The following is a 21,598-nucleotide window of genomic DNA, read 5'->3' on the forward strand; positions in this document are numbered from 1 at the left end:
GCTGTTTTCCTGGGTTTCTCATACGCGGCTGGACATACTCGACCTGTTTTCCGAAGCGCAGCGGTTCGAGTGGGCGGATCGATCTCTATAACTCGCTGACCTGCAGATTCGTGAGCGAGGTGCGTTGCACCGGCGACGTCTTTGAGGGGCGTTCGGAGATTCTTGACGCTCGGATGACGCTCGCAGCAGAAGCCTCTGCTGCCCCTCCTGAGGCGCTGTGCGCCGCCTTGGGCCCTAGGTCTTCGGGGATCGCGACTCGACCGAGACAGTCGTGATACCGGTCAGGTATCATGCATGCATGGCGATGACACTCCGACTGCCTGATGACCTTGACGCGAAGCTGTCCGAGCGGGCTCGTCGGGAAGGCCGTAGCAAGCAGGAGCTTGCTATCGAGGCCATCCGTGATGCCCAGGACCGGGCCGAGCTGAAGGTCGATGACGTTCTGGCCGAGCTGATGGACAGTGATGCGGAGATTCTGGACTACCTGAAGTGACGGACGTGCGCTACCTCCAGATCGACGAGATCCTGGCCATCGCCCGCGCGGTCAACGGTACCGAGCACAGTGTGCGTGACATGGGGCTTCTGGTCTCGGCGATCGAGAGACCACGCACGAATGTGTTCGGGGCCGAGCTGTATCCCACGCTGCACGAGAAGGCTGCGGCACTGCTGCACTCCGTAGCCCGTAATCACGCGTTGATCGATGGCAACAAGCGGACCGCCTGGCTCGCCATGCGTGTCTTCCTGCGGTTCAACGGCGTGAGCGCCGGCACCGTCCCGCCGCCCGTCTCCGTTGCCGGCCCGTTCGTCGAGGACGTCGCGCAGGACAACGTCGATATACCGGTCATTGCAAAGCGCTTGTCGTCCTGGTTTCCCGTCATTTGACGTTCGGCTGACGGTTCGTACGCCTGACTAGGGTGGTCTGCTGGGGCAGTTGCGGGTCCGGGGACGACGAGGGCGACGATCTCATCGACGACGAGCACCGCGACGTGGCGGTCCTACTGCTCGTCACCTCGTCGACCGCCGCCGAGCCCTCGACGGTGGCAACACACCGGGCTCGAGCAACTCGGGGCTGAGCAACTTTCGATCCATCAGTTTGGACTGCTGCTCGCCGCACTGCAGACGAACGCGTTTGGGGCGAACAGCCCTGGGGCCCCGCGGCTATGGGCCGCGGACACTGCACGACGATGAGCAGGGACGGGCCTGGCTCGCTGAGCTTCGGAGGCGTCAGCGCTGTGATGCGCCCGGTGTTGCAGTCTGGGACTCGGGCACTGGAGGGCAGTGTGCGGAGGTAGAGCGTGGTCGGGCCTCACTTGGGCGGAGGGGCGTGATCACCGATGCGATCGTGCGCCCCAACTTCGGCGGTCCGGTCGTGGGGTGGGTGGCAGGTCGGACAATCTCAAGAGTTCTTCGTGTGCGCCATGAGGCTGCCGTTACTCTCTTCTGGTGACAGAGCGAAAGTCGGTTCGAATAGCGACTCTTATGGCGTTTGTGGCCCTTGTTGTGAGTGCCTGTGCGGGGCCGGGTGCGGAACAGACTGTTCCGGCCGCGGCCTCGGCGGCGGCAGCAGTCGCGCCGGAATGCGTCGTACCGGAGGTGATCGGACACCGAGGCACCCCAGAGGACGAGAACACCCTGAAGGGGCTTCGGGACGCAGTGGGCGCCGGCGCTGGGGGCGTTGAGTTCGACGTGTGGTGGACGAGTGACGGTGTGCCGGTCCTCTCCCACGACGCGACGGTCGACCGCACCACGACGGGGCACGGGGCGATCTCCGACATGACTGCCGCGCAAGTCAGGCTGTTGCGCACCAAGAGGGGGCAGCCCGTTCCCACGCTTGAGGAGGCGCTGCGTTACGTGGCGGAGCAGCGGATGACGGGCATGGTCGAGCTGAAGCCGACGCCGACACCCGCGCAGGTGCAGTCGCTCCTGGCGCTCATCCGGAAGACCGGGACTGCTGAGTACGTCGTAGTGCACAGCTTCAATCGGGCGGCGGTCGATGCCGTACGCCGAGCGGCACCCGAGCTTCGCACTGCCTTGACGCACGAAAAGACGGCCATCAGTGGTGCGGAGGCGGCCCGGTACGGCACTTCCTTGAACGTGTCTCGTTTCCTGGCCACTCCGGAAGCTGTCGAAGACTGGCACGCGGCGGGGCTGCGCGTGTACGTGTGGACAGCGAACTGGGAACCGGCCTGGGAGACGGCGAAATCCGCCGGTGTCGACGTGGTCCTCACTGACCGAGTCGCACCCTACAAGCTCTGGGCTCGAACGGCGTGCGTGGTCGTTCCGACGAGGAACTCTAGGTAGTTCGTTGGTATTGCTTGGCGGACCAGAGGGAGGTACCTCTGTCTGCCGCCACGGCCGCCCCGACGCAGTCGATGGCCACGCCGGCCGGTCGGAACGGGGGTCACCGCTCGGACATCGCGTTCCCGGTGCCTGGACCAGCCCGGTGACGGGTCACGCAGGCGGTCCGTGACCTTCATGAGGGCGGTGCGTGGCCGACCTGGCCGGCACTGAGCGCCAACGCGAGTAGTCGGCAGAGGCTGTCGGTCTCAAGCGGAACTTCGTGGTCAGTTCGCTGCGGGGCCGACACGACCGATGGCATGGTCGTCTGACACTCCGGCAGGAGCCCCGTCCGAGATTCCCTGCCACGTGCTGGTGAGCCCACGCGCGATCGTGGAGTCGACGGCCGCGGCCTGGGTGCTGAGCGGCTGGCTGCGACCTTCCGCTCCATGACCGAGACCGTATGTGACAACGCCGACATGGACGCGTCTCTGGACCGGGGGTGGCCGGGACCTTTCAGGGATGCCTCCGCTCCTCGTCATAGCGAGGACGTGTTCTCCTGACCGCGCAGGAGGACTACGCCGTGTCGGGCCGTGGCGTTGATCATTCCTGCTTTGCCGAGGAGAGCCTGTGGGTTCTCCGCCAGCCAGTCCGAGGGGGCGTCGGCCGGTTCGCGCACCGCAATCTGCGTCGATGGCGAGTCGTTCGCTGTCACCTTTATCGGGTTTATCGGGTCATCGGGGCCAATGGTCGCCCAGGCGCTGCGAGGCCCGGTCGGCTACTCGACGCCAGCCTCAGCCCCAAGCGCGTCAAGGCGGTGCTCCCACTCGTCCAGCTCCCGGCGGAATGCCTGTGGGCCGGCTCCTTCATTGAACAAGTCTCACGCTTCGGTTAGGGCGACAGTCGCGGCCTGGTGCGGAGCAGCCTTCATGCGACCTACGCCGACGGCGACGCGATCCGAATGCCAACGTCCTGGACCAGCGCAGACCAAAGGCCGAAAAGTGCCCCTGCTGGCTTGAATCGATCTTGTGTGGCACGTGCATGATCATTACGCTCCGGTCAGTTGTGCCTTATGCACTCGGTGTGACGAGTGCGAAATTTCTGTGAACTTGATGGACTCGGGGTGGGGTGTGCGCGTTTTCGGCAAGGCGGTTGGCGCCTGTGTTGGGATGGCGGTGATCGTGGCCGCCGTGCCTGGTGGTGCACACGCCCAACCGGTGGCCGCACCGGCGGCGGCATGTGCGGGAAGCGGCCAGGACTTCAACGGCGATGGCCTTTTTGATGTGGTCGTCGCGGACCCGCAGGCGACGGTCGACGGGGTGCCTCAGGCGGGGCTGGTCCGCGTGATCTACGGCGGGGGCAAGGGGACGTCGGAGATCTCGCAAGCCCTGCCCGAAGACGCTGCCGCACCTGAGCGCGGGGACCAGTTCGGCTTCTCGTGGGCGGTGCGCGATGCCGATGGGGACGCCTGCGCGGACCTGGTCGTGGGGGTGCCCTACGAGGACGTGGTCGTCGACGGCGCGAACCAGCTCGATGCGGGTGCCGTGTACGTGTACCACGGCTCCGCGACCGGCCTGGGGACTCCAGGCGCGCGCATCGACAACTGGACACAGCACGTGATCAACGCCGGAGCTCTGACCGAGGCCGGCGACCTGTTCGGCTATTCACTGGCGTCCGGGACCGCCGCTTCCGGTCAGCCGTGGCTCGCCATCGGCGTGCCGGGCGAAGACCTGACGTCGGACAATGTCGTGCGGCCCGAGGCCGGGGCGGTCGAATACCTGCAGGGCTCGACCGTGTGCGGCATCACTCAGGACACCCCCAGTGTGCCCGGTGCTGTCGAGGCTTACGACCGCATGGGCAGCTCGCTGACTGGAACCCATCGCTACTTCGCTGTGGGCAGTCCGGGTGAGGCGATCGGGACCCAGGAGTTCGCGGGCATGGCGACCGTGTTCAGTCATACGCTGGAGAACGGCTGTCCCAAGCCGCTGGTTGGCCTGGACCAGGCCGGGGCGAGCGACGGGATGCCCGGCACCGCGGAGGCAGGCGACCAGTTCGCCACGTCGGTCAGCATGGACAACTACCGTCCCGCTGACGAGACCTACAACTCGGACGCGATGCTGGCGATCGGTGTTCCGGGGGAGTCCGTCGGCGAGGTCCCCAGCGCCGGCATGGTGTCCGTGGTGCGCATCCAGCCGACCGGCGCCGTCAGCACCTTGGCGACCATCGACGCGACGGTGGCGGACGTCGAAGGCGATCCGGCCTCCGGTGACTTCTTCGGCCAGCGGGTGACACTCGCGAACAGGGACGCCTCCGTGGTCACGGGCCCCGCGACGGCGCGCCTGGCAGTGGCCGTCCCCGGCCGGGATGTCGGAGCCGCCAAGGACGCCGGGGTCGTTCAGGTCTTCAAACCGCTGGACGCTTCGCTCGGCTCAACGGACAAGATTCTGTCCCGCGCGGCCTCGGGGAGCCTGCTTCCCGGGGTCGCGACGGCACGGGACTACCTGGGTACCAGCCTGCGCTCCGGGGCGAACATGCTGTACGTGGGCGTGCCCTACAGCAAGGAACCGGCGACCAGCAAGGGCGCCCTCTACTCCTTGACCTGGGCTGCGGTGGACGCCGACCAAGGCACAGCGACTCTCTACCGGCCGGGCGCGGGCGGCATTCCCGATGCCGGCACGTCCTTCGGCATAGTCGGGTGAACACGATCATGAAGTCCATACCAAGACCTGGCAGACGCAAACGCAGCCGCTCCCGCCGAGTCGTGACCGTGACGGCGGTCTCCGCGGTCCTGGCCACCGGACTCGGTGTGGTGCCGATCGGATCCGCGGAGCCGGCCCCCGCCCAAGCAGCCGATCAGAACGGCCCGGCAGCCGCGCCCGACACGCATACGGCCCAGCGCGAAGCCGCGTCCAGCGGCGAGAGCGTAGAAGTGCTGGACCTGCGCTCCGAGCGCAGCACCACGGTGGCCAACCCCGACGGAACGTTCACCCAGACGGAATCCGTGCAGCCGGTGCGCACCCGCAAGAACGGTGCCTGGCAGGCGATCGACACCACACTGGAACGCAGCTCCGACGGCAGCTGGGGCCCCAAGGCCGCAGTCAGCACGATGTCCTTTTCCGGAGGCGGCGACAGGACCTTCGCGCGGATCGAGAAGGACGGCCGGGAACTGGCCCTGTCCTGGCCCCAAGACCTGCCTGAACCGCAGGTCGAGGGATCGACGGCCACCTACGCCGACGTGCTGCCCGGCGTGGACCTGCGCCTGCACGCGGACGCCGAAGGCTTCTCGCACATCCTGGTCGTCAAGGACGCAAAGGCGGCGACCAACCCCGACCTCACGCGTCTCGAACTCCCCGTGCGCGCCCACAACCTGGATCTGACGGCGACGCAGACCGGTACGGTCGAAGCACGCGACGCCTCGGGCTCCGGCGTGGTCTTCGAGGCACCGAAGCCCTTGATGTGGGACTCGAGCCACCCCGCGGAAGACACCGACACCGGGGGCGTGCAGACACAGAGCCTCGCAGCCGACGACTCCTCCGACGCGGGTTCAACCCCGCCCGACGGCGCGCAGGTGGCCGACGTAGCGGTAGACGTGTCCGACGGCGTGCTGGCCCTGGAGCCGGACACCGATCTGCTCACGAGCAGTGAGACGACGTACCCGGTGTACATCGACCCGGTCGTCAAGACGGCGAACCGCTCCGCATGGACGATGGTGTCGTCCTACCACTCCTCCGCCGAATTCTGGAAGTTCGGCGACGATGAAGGTGTCGGGCGCTGTCCCTCCAACGTGTCCTATCGGTGCTCTTCGACCAACGACGTCAAACGGCAGTTCTTCGCGCTGCCCACCGGTGCCTTCGAGGACAAGGACATCATCTCGGCGGAGTTCGCCGTGACGATGGTGCACACCTACAGCGACAGCGGCCGGTCGGTGCAACTGGGCCGGGTCAACTCCAACGGCGCCAGCGCCATCAACTCCGGCACCAACTGGGGGAACCAGCCCTCCCTGAAGGAGAACCTCGCCTCGCAGTCACCGACCAACCCGGCCGGTTCCTGCACCAGCACCAACCAGAACGTCCGGTTCAACGTCAAAAGCACCCTGCAGAAGGCGTCGACCTACGGCTGGGACACCACGACGTTCCGGCTCGCCGCCGGAAGCGAGAGCGACTACTCGTACTGGAAACGGTTCTGCGGCAACGCCAACCTTGAGGTGAAGTACAACCGGCCGCCCGCGCAGTCACCCATGAGCGATTTGCGCATGGCACCGGGAGGCAACTGCGAGTACGGGCGCGCCACGGACCACTACGTCTCCGCCCCGCCGAAGCTGACCGCTGTCATCCGGGACTACGACCACGGCGACGTGGGAGGGAACTCGGAGCGGCTGCAGGCTCAGTTCCGGGTCTGGTGGACCGTCGGGGGCACCACGTACAACCACTACGCGACCACTGCGGCCAAGAGCACCGTGGACAGTTCCTGGAGTGACCAGACAGGAGTGGCGACCTTCACCTACACCGTGGGATCCGACCTGGCCGGGGACGGCCAAGCCGGTTTCACCGTCCCGCAGAACGCGGTGATCGGTTGGACGGTCCGCGGCCACGACGGCACCTCCTATGGCGCCTGGAGCCTGGACGGTGACGCTACCCGCTGCGAGTTCATCTACGACGCGACCGTCCCCAAGGCCCCGGTCGTGACGTCCGACCGCTACCCCGATGATGAACAGTGGCACGCAGGCGTCGGCGACTACGGCACCTTCACCTTCGACTCGCCCTCATCGGACGTGGCCGCCTACCGCTACCGGTTCAAGGGTGAGAGCTGGAAGTACGTGAACGCCGCCAGCCTCGGCGGCCCGGCGAAGACCACCTGGATGCCACCGGACGAGGGACCGATGTTCGTCGACGTCCTCGCAGTGGACGACGCCGGCAACGCGCAGAAGACGCCGACCACGCACTCGTTCAACGTCGGCGACGGACGCGCTCCTACGGCCGGATGGAGCCTGGGCGATGCCGCCGGTTCCACGCAGGCGGTCGGCATCGGTGCCTCTCCGGCTGCGGCCGCCGGAAACGGCGTGACCTTCGGACGGACAGGCCCCCTGGGCGGCGCGGACACCGCTGTGGCCCTTGACGGCTCGGCCGGCGGCTACCTCGATGCCGGAGCCTCGGCCGTGGACACCGGATCGACGTTCTCGGTGAGTGCCTGGGTCCAACTGGCCGAGCGACCCGACGGCGACGTCACGGTCGTCAGCCAGGACGGTGTCGCCCAGCCGGGCTTCGACCTGGGCTACGACGCGGACACGCAGTCCTGGACCTTCTCCATCCCCGTCTCCGACATGCAGACCATGGGCAGCTGGACGGTGTCCGGCGCAAAGGCGGTACCCGGAACCTGGACCCACCTCATCGGCAGCTACGACGACGTCACAGGCAACATGAGCCTGTTCGTCAACGGCGACCTGATCGAGAAGGCCGTGAAGGCCCGACACACCGTCTGGAGCGCGGACGGCGCCCTTCAGATCGGACGGAAGATCGCCCTGGACGGCTACACCAACCACCTCAAGGGCGGCGTCGCGGACGTCAAGCTGTACGACCGGGTGATCACCTTGGCGGAAGGGCTCAGCCTCGGCGGAGTCCCCGTCCGCCAGCTGGCCTACTGGCAGGTTGACAGCGCCGCAGCCGGCGTCTCCCCGGACGCACACGGCGGCCCCGGCCTGACGCTGGGCGGACAGGCCGCGATCTATCTGCCCGACGACTCCTGTGATCCAGCGCTCGACCCCGAGTGCACCCTCCCGGCCGAACCGCTGTGGGGCGACGGACACCTCCAACTCGACGGCACAACCGGCTATGCAGCGCGCGACGCCGGCTTGCTGGCTGAGCAGGACGGGTTCACGCTCACAGGCAGGGCACGGCTCGCCGCCGCCCTGCCCACCCGGGACCAGACGGTTGTCTCCCTTGCCGGTACGGGCAACAGCGCCGTGACCGTCAAGTACCTGGCCTCGGCCCAACGCTGGGCCATGGTCACCACGGAAGGGACCGGAGCCACCGCCAAGTCCACGACGACCCTGGCGACCGGCACCCTGCCCAGCAGCGAAGGCAAGGGTGATCACCTGGCCCTGGTCTACTCGGCGGTCTTCGGAGACGTGCGGCTCTACGTCAACGGCACCCTGGCCGCCACGACGGCCTGGGACAACACCTGGGACTTCACCACCACGTCCCTGCAGGTCGGACGATCCCTCGACGGGACAGTGGCAGGCGGATACTTCGCCGGTGCTCTCGACGAGCTCCGCGTCTTCGCCGGCGACCTGGACACCAGCGTCGTCGCACAGGTGAGCCGCCTGCCCGCCGGCTCGAGTATCGGGGAGCCGGACGTGGCGACCTGATCGCCCCGGAGCGGGTGCCCGGCCACGGCCGGGCGCCCCTCTTCGCCGGCCCCCTGACGTCCGCGGCGTGCCCGCGCCCCTGCTCACCTGGAGCTGTCATGCGCTCAACCTCCTGGAGACTCAGCGCCGCCAGACGCGTCGCCGCCACCCTGGGCCTGGCCCTCGCTGTGTCCCTGCTGCCACAGATCAGCCCTCTGCCCGCCGACGCGCAGGCCGCAGGGCTGGACCGGCTGCCCACACAGACGGACCTTGACCACCCCGTGGACGGGAAGAACCTCAAGCCCGAGAGGTACAAGAAGCCGGACCCGGCACGCAAGGCCGCCGTTACGGAGGCGGACAAGCACGCGTGGCCGATTGCGGGCCGAGCCAAGGTCGAGGTGGGCGCCAAGGCCCAACGGGCAGGGAAACTGCCGATACGGATCGCGAAGACAGGCGCTGCGAGCCCCACGGCGGTCGAAGTGGCCGTTGCGGACCACGGCACGGCGGAACGAGCCGGCATCGACGGAACCCTGATGACCGTGGCCCGCGCTGACGGCCAGCACAAACCGGGCACGGTGAAGCTGTCCGTGGACTACGCACCGTTCGCTGCAGCCTACGGCGGGGACTACTCCTCCCGCCTCCGCCTGGTGCAATACCCGGCATGCGTTCTGACCAGCCCGGAAAAGACCGCCTGCACCAAGCCGGTCCCGCTGGAATCGGACAACGACACCAGGACTCGCACCCTCACCGCCACCACCCGGGTGACGGCCGGGGCAGCCGGCGCCGGTACCAGCGCGGCGCCCACCGTCCTGGCGGCCACCGCCGGTGACTCCGGCGCGCAGGGCAGCTACACGGCGACCTCCCTGGCCCCGTCCTCGAAGTGGAGCGTGTCCAACTCGTCGGGTGCCTTCACCTGGTCCTACCCGATCACCACGCCGCCCGTGCCGGGGGGCCTCGCCCCCGAGGTGGGGCTGAGCTACAACTCCCAGTCGATCGACGGCCAGACGTCTGCCACGAACAACCAGGGTTCCTGGATCGGCCAGGGCTTCTCCTACGAGCCGGGCTACATCGAGCGCCGCTACAAGGCGTGCGCCGACGACGGCCACGACGACACCAACGGCGACCAGTGCTGGGGCACCGACAACGCCACCATCTCGATCGCCGGGGGCGCCTCCGGAGAGCTGATCAAGGACGACAAGACCGGCGAGTGGCGTATCAGCTCCGACGACTTCTCGAAGATCGAGAAGCTGACCGGTGCGAGCAACGGTGACGCCGACGGAGAGTACTGGAAGGTCACCGACACCGACGGTACGCAGTTCTTCTTCGGGCTCAACCACCTGTCCGGCTGGGCCAGTGGCGACGAATCGACCAACTCGGCCTGGACCGTCCCCGTCTACGGCGACGACTCCGGCGAACCCTGCTACAAGGCCACCCTCGCCACGGCCTACTGCAACCAGGCATGGCGCTGGAACCTGGACGCCGTCATCGACCGGCACGGCAACCAGGTCTCGTACTTCTACGGCACCGAGACCAACTACTACACGCAGGGCCTGAAGACCACCGAGAACGGTAAGCCCTACATCCGTGGCGGCTACCTCAAGCGCATCGACTACGGCCAGCGCGCCGGCACCGTGTACGACACCAAGCCCGCAGCCCGGGTCAACTTCTCCACCTCCGAGCGCTGCATCGGCGACCTCACCGACTGCGAGGCCGCCGATCTGACCGACGCCACCGCAGCGGACTGGCCGGACGTGCCGTGGGACCGGAACTGCAAGGTGGACAGCAAGTGCCCCGGCCAGAACTCGCCGACCTTCTGGACCCGCAAGCAGCTCGACAAGATCACCACCCAGATCCGCACCGGTGACACCACCTACCAGGACGTCGACTCCTGGAGCCTGGGCCACCTGTTCACCGACAACGGAGACGGATCCAAGTCCCTGTGGCTCAGCCAGGTCGACCACAAGGGCCTGACCGGCACAGACGTCTCCGTGCCGTCCGTCAAGCTGCACGGCCTGCAGCTCGCCAACCGGGTCGACAAGCCGGACGACAACATCCAGCCCTTCGTCCGGTTCCGGCTCACCGCGGTGGAGAGCGAGTCCGGCGGCATCCTGTCGGTCGACTACGCCACTCCGCAGTGCGCTGCCGCGAACCTGCCCACGCCCGGCTCGTCGAAGGTGCGCTGCTACCCGGTCAAATGGAGCCCGCCGGGTGAAGAGGACCCGATCACCGACTGGTTCCACAAGTACGTCGTCTCGTCCGTGACCGAGCAGGACCTCATCGGAGGCAGCCCCGACCAGATCACCTCGTACACCTACCTGGGTGACGCGGGCTGGCGCAAGGCGAAGCCGGACGGTCTCGGCGACCCCGACGACCTGACCTGGAGCGACTGGCGCGGCTACCAGCGCGTCCGCGTCCAGACCTCCGACGGCACCAACAACCCCGCCAACACCCGCACCGAGCACGTCTTTTTCCAGGGTCTGACCGGCGATCCCACCCCCAGCGGCGGCACCCGCACCTCTACCGTTACCGACTCCCAGGGCACGGCGCACAGCGACGACGACTGGAAGTCCGGCTTCGAACTCGAGACGCTCACCTACAACGGTGACAGCGTGACCGAGAAGTCGATCAGCACGGTGTGGAACCAGGTCACCGCCACCGACGCCGAAAGCTGGGGCACCAGGAGCGCACGCTACGTCCGCAGCCTGCGCACCGACTCCTACGAGGCGCTCGCGGCAGGCGGCTGGCGACAGTCCGCCTCCCTCAACACCTACGACTCCACCACCGGCCGCCTGGTGAAGACCGCCGACTACGGCCAGACAGCGGTCGCCGACAACCAGTGCACCACCACCCAGTACGCGGACAACCCCGACCGGCACATCTACAGCCTCATCGCCCGCGTCGAGACGCTCGCCGTCGACTGCCCCGCCACCCCCGACCGCGCCAAGGACGTCGTCTCGGACGACATCACCCTGTACGACGGCACGACCACCACCGGAGCCGCCCCGACCAAGGGCGACCCGACCACCGTCAAGCGGCTGGCCTCCCACAACGGCACCACCGCCACCTACCAGACCGTCAGCACCTCCACCTACGACGCCTACGGCCGTCCCCTGACCGTGACGGACGCCGACGGCAAGACGACGACCAGCAAATACACCGACACGTACGGACTGGCCACCAAGAAGGAAGACACCAACCCCCTCGGCTGGACGACCACCACTGAGTACGCGCCCCAATGGGGGCAGCCGGCCGCGCAGACCGATATGAACGGCAAGCGCAGCGACCTCGCCTATGACGCCCTGGGCCGCCTGACCTCCGTCTGGATGCCCGACCGCCCCAAGGCCGCCGACTTCACCCCCTCCATCAAGTACACCTACGCAGTCCGCAAGGACGGACCCTCCTACGTCCGTACCGAGAAGATCGAGAAGAGCGGCACCACCTACGGCAGCGAGTACCAGCTCTACGACGGACTCCTGCGCCCCCGCCAGATCCAGACCCAGGGCCCCGACGGCGGACGCCTCGTCGCGGACACCCACTACGACGGCTCCGGCCGCGTCGTGAAGACCAACGACACCTACTACACCGAGGGCGCCCCCACCACCGTCATCTTCGACCCAGACAACGCCGACGTCGACGCCCAGACACTCACCGAGTACGACGGCGCCGGCCGCACCACCGCCACCATCTTCAAGGTCGGCAACGTCGAGGAGAACCGCACCACCTACACCTACGGCGGCGACCGCGTCCACGTCGACCCGCCCAACGGACAGACACCCACCACCACGATCACCGACATCCGCGACCGCACGGTCGAACTGCGGCACTACAAGAGCGACGCCCCGCGGCCGACCGGCACCGCAGAGGACTACATCTCCACCAAGTACGCCTACACGCCAGCCGGCCAGTTGCAGAAGGTCACCGACCAGGCGGGCAACACCTGGAGCTACGAATACGACCAGCGCGGCCGCCAGACCGCCACCACCGACCCCGACGCCGGCCGCTCCACCTCCGCCTACGACGAACTCGACCGCAAAACCGCAGTCACCGACTCGCGCGGCAACACGACGACCACCACCTACGACGCCATAGGCCGCCCGACCGGCACTTGGCAAGGCCCAGCCGACACCGGCACCCGCCTGAGCCTGACCAAGTACGACACCGTCGCCAAGGGCGAGCTCTACGGCCAGTACACCTACCGCAACGGCGCCGTCTACAGCTCCGTGCTGTACCCCTCGCTCGACCCGATGTACCAGCCCGAACTCGCCCGCTACACCATCTCCAAGACAGCCGAACCCGAACTCGGCGGCACCTACGAGTTCAACACCGGCTACAACCAAGACGGCACCATCCTCGCCCAGAGCTACCCCGCTGCCGGCGGACTGCCCGGCGAAAGCGTCTCCTTCGACTACGACGCCCTGCAGCGCCCCGTCTCCATGGGCACCTCCCTGGGCGGCTCGACGGACTACGTCACCCAGGCGGACTACTCACCCACCAGCCAACTGGAGGGCGTGGAGCTGTGGAGCGGACGCTCCACCGACCGCAAGACCTGGCTCGACTTCCGCTACGAACGCGGCACCGAACGCCTCCTCCGCCAGAGCGTGCGCGTCGAGAACGCCGCCTCGCCCGCCTTCGACGCCACCTACGGATACGACGACGCCGGCAACGTCCGCTCCATCACCGACCGGCCGGCCGGCGGCCCCACCGACGCCCAGTGCCTCACCTACGACGCCCTCGGACGCATGACCGAGGCGTGGACGTCCGCCAGCACCCCCAACGGCGCAGCCGGCACCGGCACCCGGGACGCCGCCTGCACCGCGACGCCCACCGCCTCCAACGTCGGCGGCATATCCCCGTACTGGAACACCTACACCTACGACGTCACCGGCAACCGCACCGGAATCACCCGCCACGGCATCGCCGACACCCCCACCTCCACCGCCACCTACACCTACGGCGAAGGCGACGCGGGCCCCCACCAGCTCACCAAGACCGTCACCCAGACCGAGGCCACCAGCACCACCCCCGCCATCACCGCCCAGGACACCTACACCTACGACAAGGCCGGCAACACCACCAGCCGCGTCATCGGCGGCGACACGCAGACGCTGACCTGGGACAAACAGAACAAGCTCACTCAGGCCGAAGAAGCCGACGGCACCGACACCAACTTCGTCTACGACGCAGCCGGCGCACGCCTGCTCCGCGACACCGCACAGGACAAGACCCTCTACCTGCCGGGCATGGAACTCCGCCTGGACAAGACCAGCAAAGCCGTCCAGGCCACGCGCTACTACTCCTTCGGCGGTCAGACCGTCGCCCAGCGCACCACCGACGGCGTCACCTACCTGGCCGGCGACCACCAGGGAACCGCCCAGCTCGCCATCGCCTCCACCGACGGCACCACCCAGCGCCGACGCATGGACTCGTTCGGCGTCGCCCGGGACCAGACGGCGGCCAACCCGTCCTCCTGGGTCAACGACAAGGGCTTCGTCGGCGGCACCAACGACCAGACCACCGGTCTCGTCCACCTCGGCGCACGCGAATACGACCCCTCCAGCGGACGGTTCATCTCCCTCGACCCGGTGATGAACCTGACCAACCCCCAGCAGATCAACGGCTACAACTACGGCAACAACAACCCGGCCACACACGCAGACCCCTCGGGTCTGTGTCCCTTCATCGACTGCGGCACCCGGCCGTGCCCCCAGTGCGAGAACACCACCCCAGGGCACGAACCGGGCCCGCCCAAGCTGTCACAGAACGCGGCCGCCGCCGGCTGGACCCTCAGCCAAGCCATCGGCAACGACTCCGCCGCCGCAGTGAAGAAACGCCAGCAGCAGGCAGCAAAGGCCCAGGCCGATGCGGCCAAACGCCGAGCCATAGCCATCGCCAAAGAAGTAGCCCAGATCATCGCCGACGAACTCGGCATCACCGACGCACTCGACTGCTTCACCACCGGCTCCCTGGGCGCCTGCGCCGCAACCGCAGTCAACGTCGTCACCAGCCTCGTAGGCGGCGTCGTCGGAAAACTAGCGGTCAAATACGGACTCCCATGGAAATGGGCCAAGGGATACGAACTCGGCAAGAAACTCTGGGCACTAGGACGGAAACTCATCGATGCCGTCGGCGAGTGGTGGCAGAGCAGCCGCCTCGCCAAGAAGGCATGCTCGGTCGGCAACAGCTTCACAGCTGGCACCCACGTCCTCATGGCCGACGGAACAACGAAGGAAATCAAGGACGTCGACATAGGCGACAGGGTCCTCGCCACCGACCCGGAAACCGGACAGACAACAGTCCAGACCGTAACCGCCAAGATCAAGGGCAAGGGCGCCAAGCACCTGGTCCGGGTCACCATCGACCTCGACGGAGACGAAGGAAGCAAGACCGCATCCGTCACCGCAACCGACGGCCACCCCTTCTGGGTCGAGGCACTCGGCAAGTGGATCAACGCCACCGACCTGCAGCCCGGCACCTGGCTGAAGACCAGCGCCGGCACCTACGTCAAGGTCGCCGCGGTCAAGCGCTGGACAGCGCAGTCGGAGACCGTACACAACCTGACCGTCAGCGACGCGCACACGTACTATGTGCTGGCGGGGGCCACGCCGGTACTCGTTCACAATTGCAATTGGGAAGCGTATGGCGACGCCAGCGCGGACGCGCACTACGACAAGCATGTCCTCGGTATGGACGATGATGGAAATCTGACTCGAAACCCGGACATGCCTGAATATGACACCGACGACGGATTCGACAGGTACGTCGCAGATTCCAGAGGGCTCATGTGCTCGGATTCGTGTCCCGTTGGTGTGCGAGAGGGTACGCGAAGCGACGGCACGTTGATCAGGTACGAGCCGAGTACTGGGAAACTGGGCATGAAGAGAGGCGGAAACATCGTCTCGTACTTCCGGCCGGACGATCCCCTCGCTTACTTCGAACGAGAGGTGGCTCGATGACTCATCCCGATAGCGGCTTTCGTGTCGCTTTCTCTGATTTCCTGAGGGAATCGGGTCGATGGCGGGACGTTGAGCCAGAGGTGCTACTGGCTCGTTGGGTAAGGTTCGTTGAGAGTTGTGAGCATGGCTATCGAAGTGATGCGCAAGACTATTTCAACGATCTGACTTCGCGGGATTCCCTGGAGCGGGCAATGGGTGCAGTGGAACTGCAGAAATTTCCTGAGCTCTCGCAACTCCGTGCAAAAGTTGAAGCAGTGGATGTGCGATTCCGTTCCATGCTGCTTCCGGATGCTTTCCCTAGAATTGACGAGAAGTTTTGGTGGGCGCGTGGCGTGGTGCGATACGGGCGGAAGCGTTTGGTGGAGGATATGCGCCGCGAATACCGCCTGGAAATCGCGGAGATTGAGTAGTTTCACCGAATCTCGGTAGCGAATCAGAAGCCCCGTCAGGTGTGTCCTGGCGGGGCTTCTGCGTGGGGTGACGGCAGTAGTTGACGGCAACGTCAGCGGACGAGTGCGGCGCAGGATGGCGGTTCATCGTCGGGATGCATCGCTCATGGAGCGCTCGGGCGCAATAGATATACATCATTGACGACATCCGCCACTGGGTGCGCCGAGGCCGTGTTGTTCTGCCCGAGATCACGGAGGATCAACTGGGTGTCGCCCAGTCGGTGCGCGCCCGCTATCGCGACTTGGACCTGGACCTCGTGGAAGCGGTGAACGTGGCCCTTGCCGCTGAGTGCGACACCGACGCGGTACTCACGCTCGACCGTCGCGATTTCCGGGCTGTGCGCCCGTTGGGCCGGTACAAGGCGTTCCGGGTGCTGCCCGACGACCTTCCGATCTGATGTCAGGTCTGTCCGGGCTGTGTCGTCAGATGCCGTTGGTCGTGACGCTCGCATGACGCTCGCGGCGCGCGTGGACTCTCTGATGAGGCGGAAAAAACTATCTGACCTGCAGTTTCCCGGATGCAATACCGGCTGACGTCTTTTCTATGACCTCGCACGTGGAGTGCGTGGCTATTTTGGAGCCTGCTGCAAAGAGGCTCTGACCTGCTGTTTTCCTGGGTTTCTCATACGCGGCTGGACGTACTCGACCTGTTTTCCGAAGCGCGGCGGTTCGAGCGGGCGGATCGACCTCGATAACTCGCTGACCTGCAGATTCGTGAGCGAGGTGCGTTGTATCGGTGACGTCTTTGAGGGGCGTTCGGAGAATCTTGACGCTCGGATGACGCTCGCAGCAGAAGCCTCTGCTGCCCCTCCTGAGGCGCTGTACGCCGCCGCCTTGGGTCCTCCGCCTTCGGGGATCGCGGCTCGACTGAGACAACCGTGATACCGGTCAGGTATCATGCCTGTATGGCGATGACACTTCGACTGCCTGATGACCTTGACGCGAAGCTGTCCGAGCGGGCTCGTCGGGAAGGCCGTAGCAAGCAGGAGCTTGCTATCGAGGCCATCCGTGATGCCCAGGACCGGGCCGAGCTGAGAGTCGATGACGTTCTGGCCGAGCTGATGGACAGTGATGCGGAGATTCTGGACTACCTGAAGTGACGGACGTGCGCTACCTCCAAATCGACGAGATCCTGGCCATTGCCCGCGCAGTCAACGGTACCGAGCACAGCGTGCGTGACATGGGCCTTCTGGTATCGGCGATCGAGCGACCCCGCACGAACGTGTTCGGGGCCGAGTTGTATCCCACGCTGCACGAAAAGGCCGCGGCACTGCTGCACTCCGTCGCCCGCAATCACGCGCTGATCGATGGCAACAAGCGCACTGCCTGGCTTGCCATGCGTGTCTTCCTGCGATTCAACGGCGTGAGCGCCGGTACCGTCCCGCCGCCCGTCTCTGTTGCCGGCCCGTTCGTCGAGGACGTCGCGCAGGACAACGTCGATGTACCGGTCATTGCAAAGCGCTTGTCAGCCTGGTTCCCCGTTTCCTGACGTTCAATGACGTGAGGGCAGGGCAGGCGCGTGCCCCGCCCTCACGCGCTGTCCGGCCTTGCCCGGGTCAGGTATCACTTGTCCGTGCAGCAGTCCCCCATGGTCGTCACGGACAGCGAACGACGCTTGCTGTGGTGCAGCCCAGCACGGCCCGCGAGCTGCGCGGACGTCACCCACGCACGCCAGTTGGGGTTGGTCGGGCTTCTGGTCGGCGGGCTCGCGGTGGAGATTCTCGCCGATGCCGACGACAGCGCAAAGCTGAGTCCTCACGTCGTATCCGTGTCGAGTACGGGATCGCCCACCTGAAGGGCCATCGGGACCTGGCCGGCCGCCGTGAGCACATGAGCGACACCGTCCAGGCCGTCGCCGGCCTGCTGTCCCGTCAACAGACCGCGGACTCGACGTCGGCGTGGCAGAGGTGAACACCGAGCCCACCGCCACCCTCGACGCCGATCTGCCTACCCTGCACGAGCTCGTTGGTGACCTGGGCGGCCCCAACGGCGCCTTCAGCCCGCCCGCACGTTCGTCCAACAGAACCGGTGCGGCGATGGAAACCGCCTACTTCGTGGCTCCTTGGGCGAAGCCGTTGTAGATGTAGCGCTGGAGGAACAGGAAGATCACGAGTGTCGGGACGATGACGAGGACGGCTCCGGCGGAGATGTTCTCCCAGTGCGCCCCGAAGGGCCCCTTGAACCGGAACAGGGCCGTTGACATGGTCCCGAGGTCCTCTTCGGGCATGTAGAGGAAGGGGATGTAGAAGTCGTTGTACGTGGTGATGCCCTTGATGATGACTACGGTGGCGATGGCCGGCTTCAACAGCGGGAAGATGATCTTGCGGTAGATGGTGAAGGAGTTGGCGCCGTCGAGCCGCGCCGCCTCATCGAGGGACTTCGGGATGCCGCGGATGAACTGCAGGAAGATGTAGATGGCCACGATGTCGGTGCCCATGTACAGCAGGATCGGGGCCCAGCGGGTGTTGAACAGCCCGAAGCTGTTGACGACCTGGAAGGTGGCGACCTGGGTTGTTACGGCCGGCACCAGCGTGGCGATCAGGAAGAGGGCCATGACGAGCTTCTTGAAGCGGAAGTCGAAGCGGTCGATGGCGTACGCGGTCATCGAGCCGATGATCACGGTGCCGGTGATGGAGAACAGCAGGATGAAGGCCGTGTTGCCGAAGGCTTGCAGCATGTGGCCGTCGTTGAACGCCGTGGCGTAGTTGGAGAAGTTGAGCCAGTCGTCCGGCAGGGCCAGGGCGCCCTGGCCGTCGGAGATCTCGCCGTAGGACTTGAGCGAGGTCAGGAAGATCACGACGAGCGGCAGCAGCACCACGAGAGAGGCGACGACCAGCGACAGGTACGTCAGGGCGGAACTGACGCGCGGGCGGCGGCGCGCCTGCTCCTGCGCGCGGCGGGTGGGGGCGGTGAGGGTCATACGAGGTCCACCTTCTCGTCGGGCACGAGGCGGCGCTGGATCCAGGTGATCACCAGGATGATCGCCAGCAGCACTACCGCGCAGGCCGAGGCCAGGCCGGTCTTGTTGAACTGGAAGGCGAACTTCACCGTCTGGATGACGAACGTCGAGGTCTCCGTCGCACCGCCGGTCATGATGTACGGGATCTCGAAGACGGAGAGGGAGCCGGAGATCGCCAGGATGACGCTCAGGCTCAGCACCGGCCGGATGCTCGGCGCGATGATGTGCCGGAACTGCTGCCAGCGGCTCGCGCCGTCCAGTTGGGCGGCCTCGTAGAGCTCGCCGGGGATCGACTGGATCGCGCCGAGGAACAGTACGAAGTTCAGGCCGGTGAAGCGCCACACGGACACCCCGGCCATGGAGGTGTTGGCCGACTCGGGACTGCCCAGCCAGGCGTGGTCGGTGCCGACACCGAACCAGGACAGGACCGAGTCGAGCGTGCCGCCGTCCTGGAAGAAGTACAGGAAGACGAAGCCGATGGCGACTCCGTTGATCAGGTACGGGAAGAACAGGATGCCCTTGAAGAGGTTCCTGAAGCGCAGGTCGAAGCTGAGGACCGCGGCGAAGTACAGCGCGATGAGGATCTGTACGACGGACGCCGCCAGGTAGTAGAAGCTCACCGCGAAGACCCGGAACAACTCGGGGCGGGTGAAGATCTCGGTGTAGTTCTCCGTGCCGACGTAGTTGCGGTCGGGGCTGACGCCGTCCCAGTCGGTGAAGCTGTAGTAGATCATGTTGCCCACCGGCACGTAGGTGAACGTGATCAGCAGGGTGAGGGGGGCCAGGAGGAACAGCCACGGCGTGATCTTGCGCATCGGCCGGTCGCGCCAGGAGGCGCCGGCCTGTGCGCGGTGCCGGGAGCGTTGCTTGCCGGTGTGGCCCGGCCCGGTGGCCGGGGCGGGTGGTGAAGCGGTGGATGCGGTTCGGGTCATCGCGGAGTCAGGGCCTTTCGTCGTCCGCTGAGGGCGCTGGGCGCCGGGTCCCGCTCCGGGGAGACAGGGCGGGGACCCGGCGGGTGCTGGGCGCAGGCGGGGCCGGGGTCAGGAGCCGGCGGTCTGCCTGGCCTCGGACCAGCGCTTGTTCAGGTCGTCGAAGTAGCTCTTGAGTGATCCGTCGGTGGCGCCGCGGGCGATGTCGATGAGCTTCTTCCGGTAGTCCGGCTTGTTGAGTCCGATCTCGGAGGCGTTGTCGATGGCGTCCACTTCGGCCGTCCGTGCCGCCGAGCGCTCGATCGTCTTGACATCGTTGTCAACGTAGTCCTTGAGTGTCTCCGGTAGACCCTCGGACTTGAGGGCGGAGACGGCGCCCTCCTTGGCCGCGTACCCGGACTTCTCGGTGAACCAGTCGATCCACGCCCGTGCGGCCTCCTTGTGGTCGGAGTGGATGTTGACGGCCTGCTGGTAGTCGGAGACGAGGGTCGAGCAGAACGTGCCGTCCTTCTGCGACGGGAGCGGCATGAAGCCGATGTCGTTGGGATTCTGGCCGGCCTTCTCGGCGGCGTCCCGCATCTGGTTGATGGCCCAGGAGCCGAGCACCATGCTGCCCACCTTGCCCTTGGCCAGGAGGGTCTTGGAGCTCTCCCAGTTGGTGGTGGCCGGGTCCTTCTCCGAAAGCTTCTCGTGGACGATGTCGTACAACAGGGTGTCGAGGGTGTTGAGGTCATTGCCCTCGGCCCACGGTTCGTCCATCTCGGCGAGCTTGTCGTGGCCCTGGGTGTCGCAGCTGATGGAGCCGACGCTGTTGGTCCAGGGGCTTTCGAGCGGCCAGCCGTCCTTGAAGTTGGTGTAGTACGGGGTCGCCCCGGTCTTGTCCTTTACGGCCTTGAGGTCGGTGAGGAACTGCTCGGTCGTCGTCGGCCAGTCGGTGATCCCGGCCTTCTTGAACAGCGCCTTGTTGTAGACCAGGCCGTTGGCGGTTCCGAAGGTGGCGATGCCGTAGGTCTTGCCGTCGACGTCGGTCTTGTCGGTGAAGCGGTAGGTGGGCTTCATCGACGTGGTGTCGCCGAGCGGCGCGAAGAACTTGGGATAGTCGCCCTTGGCCACCGCCGACGGGATCAGCAGGACGTCGCCGTAGTCCTCCGTGTTCATACGGATCTTTACCTCCCCCTCGTAGTCGGTGAGGCCCTCGAACTTCACCTTCACGTCGGGGTAGGTCTTGTTGAACTCGGCGGCGTACTTCTTCATCGTCCCGTCCTCGACGAGGTCGGTGCGGTTGGTGAGCACGGTGATGTCCCCCGAGACGCCGTCCGGGTTCACCGGCGCTGCGGCGGTCTCGCCGGCATCCGCGCTTCCCCCTCCGCTGCACCCCGCAACGGTCAGCATCGCGGTGGCGAGCAGTGCGACGCTCAGCGTCCTCTTCCCCATGTGCCCAGCTCCTTTCCAAGGATTACGGCTCGGGCTCCGGTGGTGGTTGACGGCGACTATGTCAGTCGGTCGTGAACCGGTAAAGCTTCCCAATCCATCGCGATACTCAATCGTTACCTGAGGTGAGAGCCATAGCAAGGTGATTCAAGTAACTCCTGTGCCGGTGGGAGGGCTTCTGTCGTGCAGAGAGGGCTAGACCGGTTCACTTCTGTGGGGTTAGGTTGAGCCGCGTTGCATACGACACCGGGCCCGTC

Annotated in this window: 12 protein-coding genes and 1 pseudogene; 10 read left to right on the forward strand and 3 right to left on the reverse strand. The window is 66.3% G+C overall.

Annotation, left to right across the window (positions count from 1 at the left end; genetic code table 11):
- Positions 1-298: 298 nt before the first annotated feature.
- The 10 genes and pseudogenes from DMH12_RS03880 (at position 299) to DMH12_RS03925 (ending at position 17,511) form a co-directional block, all read left to right on the forward strand.
- Positions 299-493: a ribbon-helix-helix protein, CopG family gene (locus DMH12_RS03880; RefSeq protein WP_125490113.1), complete on the forward strand. Its 195-nt coding sequence runs from the start codon at positions 299-301 to the stop codon at positions 491-493.
- On the forward strand, positions 490-882 hold the full coding sequence (locus DMH12_RS03885) for a type II toxin-antitoxin system death-on-curing family toxin (RefSeq protein ID WP_125490114.1): 393 nt from the start codon (positions 490-492) through the stop codon (positions 880-882). The genes DMH12_RS03880 and DMH12_RS03885 overlap by 4 nt, the downstream gene beginning before the upstream one ends.
- A 561-nt stretch (positions 883-1,443) precedes the next feature.
- Complete coding sequence (locus DMH12_RS03890) at positions 1,444-2,301, forward strand: glycerophosphodiester phosphodiesterase (RefSeq protein WP_125490115.1); 858 nt, start codon at positions 1,444-1,446, stop codon at positions 2,299-2,301.
- Between the two features lie 1,145 nt (positions 2,302-3,446).
- The gene (locus DMH12_RS03895; protein ID WP_125490116.1) at positions 3,447-4,976 is read left to right on the forward strand and encodes a VCBS repeat-containing protein; all 1,530 of its coding nucleotides are present in this window, start codon (positions 3,447-3,449) and stop codon (positions 4,974-4,976) included.
- A gap of 62 nt (positions 4,977-5,038) precedes the next feature.
- Positions 5,039-8,641 carry a LamG domain-containing protein gene (locus tag DMH12_RS03900; protein WP_260474032.1) on the forward strand — a complete coding sequence of 1,201 codons (3,603 nt, stop codon included), beginning with the start codon at positions 5,039-5,041 and terminating at the stop codon, positions 8,639-8,641.
- Between the two features lie 98 nt (positions 8,642-8,739).
- Positions 8,740-15,573 carry a polymorphic toxin-type HINT domain-containing protein gene (locus DMH12_RS03905; protein WP_125490118.1) on the forward strand — a complete coding sequence of 2,278 codons (6,834 nt, stop codon included), beginning with the start codon at positions 8,740-8,742 and terminating at the stop codon, positions 15,571-15,573.
- Positions 15,570-15,983: a hypothetical protein gene (locus DMH12_RS03910; RefSeq protein ID WP_125490119.1), complete on the forward strand. Its 414-nt coding sequence runs from the start codon at positions 15,570-15,572 to the stop codon at positions 15,981-15,983. The genes DMH12_RS03905 and DMH12_RS03910 overlap by 4 nt, the downstream gene beginning before the upstream one ends.
- Positions 15,984-16,159: 176 nt before the next feature.
- Positions 16,160-16,420 (forward strand): annotated as a pseudogene (locus DMH12_RS03915) (VapC toxin family PIN domain ribonuclease); the annotation flags it as partial.
- 507 nt (positions 16,421-16,927) lie between these two features.
- Positions 16,928-17,122: a ribbon-helix-helix protein, CopG family gene (locus tag DMH12_RS03920; protein WP_125490120.1), complete on the forward strand. Its 195-nt coding sequence runs from the start codon at positions 16,928-16,930 to the stop codon at positions 17,120-17,122.
- On the forward strand, positions 17,119-17,511 hold the full coding sequence (locus tag DMH12_RS03925; RefSeq protein ID WP_125490121.1) for a type II toxin-antitoxin system death-on-curing family toxin: 393 nt from the start codon (positions 17,119-17,121) through the stop codon (positions 17,509-17,511). The genes DMH12_RS03920 and DMH12_RS03925 overlap by 4 nt, the downstream gene beginning before the upstream one ends.
- A 558-nt stretch (positions 17,512-18,069) precedes the next feature.
- Here the strand turns inward: DMH12_RS03925 and DMH12_RS03935 are convergent.
- From DMH12_RS03935 to DMH12_RS03945, 3 genes are all read right to left on the reverse strand, one after another.
- Entirely contained in the window at positions 18,070-18,942 is an 873-nt protein-coding gene (locus tag DMH12_RS03935; RefSeq protein WP_125490122.1) for a carbohydrate ABC transporter permease, read from the reverse strand.
- Complete coding sequence (locus DMH12_RS03940) at positions 18,939-19,913, reverse strand: carbohydrate ABC transporter permease (protein WP_125490123.1); 975 nt, start codon at positions 19,911-19,913, stop codon at positions 18,939-18,941. Before DMH12_RS03940 ends, DMH12_RS03935 begins: the two co-directional genes overlap by 4 nt.
- A gap of 108 nt (positions 19,914-20,021) precedes the next feature.
- Positions 20,022-21,344 (reverse strand): ABC transporter substrate-binding protein, encoded by a 1,323-nt coding sequence (locus DMH12_RS03945; protein WP_125490124.1) that lies wholly within the window; start codon positions 21,342-21,344, stop codon positions 20,022-20,024.
- Positions 21,345-21,598: the final 254 nt, after the last annotated feature.

It is taken from the genome of Streptomyces sp. WAC 04229 (assembly GCF_003947455.1).
Taxonomy (GTDB): Bacteria; Actinomycetota; Actinomycetes; order Streptomycetales; family Streptomycetaceae; genus Streptomyces.

Bases quoted from the DNA above. Each gene is read 5' to 3' on its own strand.
- DMH12_RS03935 (WP_125490122.1), bottom strand. From the start codon at position 18,942: ATGACCCTCACCGCCCCCACCCGCCGCGCGCAGGAGCAGGCGCGCCGC.
- DMH12_RS03940 (WP_125490123.1), bottom strand. From the start codon at position 19,913: ATGACCCGAACCGCATCCACCGCTTCACCACCCGCCCCGGCCACCGGG.
- DMH12_RS03910 (WP_125490119.1), top strand. From the start codon at position 15,570: ATGACTCATCCCGATAGCGGCTTTCGTGTCGCTTTCTCTGATTTCCTG.
- DMH12_RS03905 (WP_125490118.1), top strand. From the start codon at position 8,740: ATGCGCTCAACCTCCTGGAGACTCAGCGCCGCCAGACGCGTCGCCGCC.
- DMH12_RS03920 (WP_125490120.1), top strand. From the start codon at position 16,928: ATGGCGATGACACTTCGACTGCCTGATGACCTTGACGCGAAGCTGTCC.
- DMH12_RS03895 (WP_125490116.1), top strand. From the start codon at position 3,447: ATGGCGGTGATCGTGGCCGCCGTGCCTGGTGGTGCACACGCCCAACCG.
- DMH12_RS03880 (WP_125490113.1), top strand. From the start codon at position 299: ATGGCGATGACACTCCGACTGCCTGATGACCTTGACGCGAAGCTGTCC.
- DMH12_RS03945 (WP_125490124.1), bottom strand. From the start codon at position 21,344: ATGGGGAAGAGGACGCTGAGCGTCGCACTGCTCGCCACCGCGATGCTG.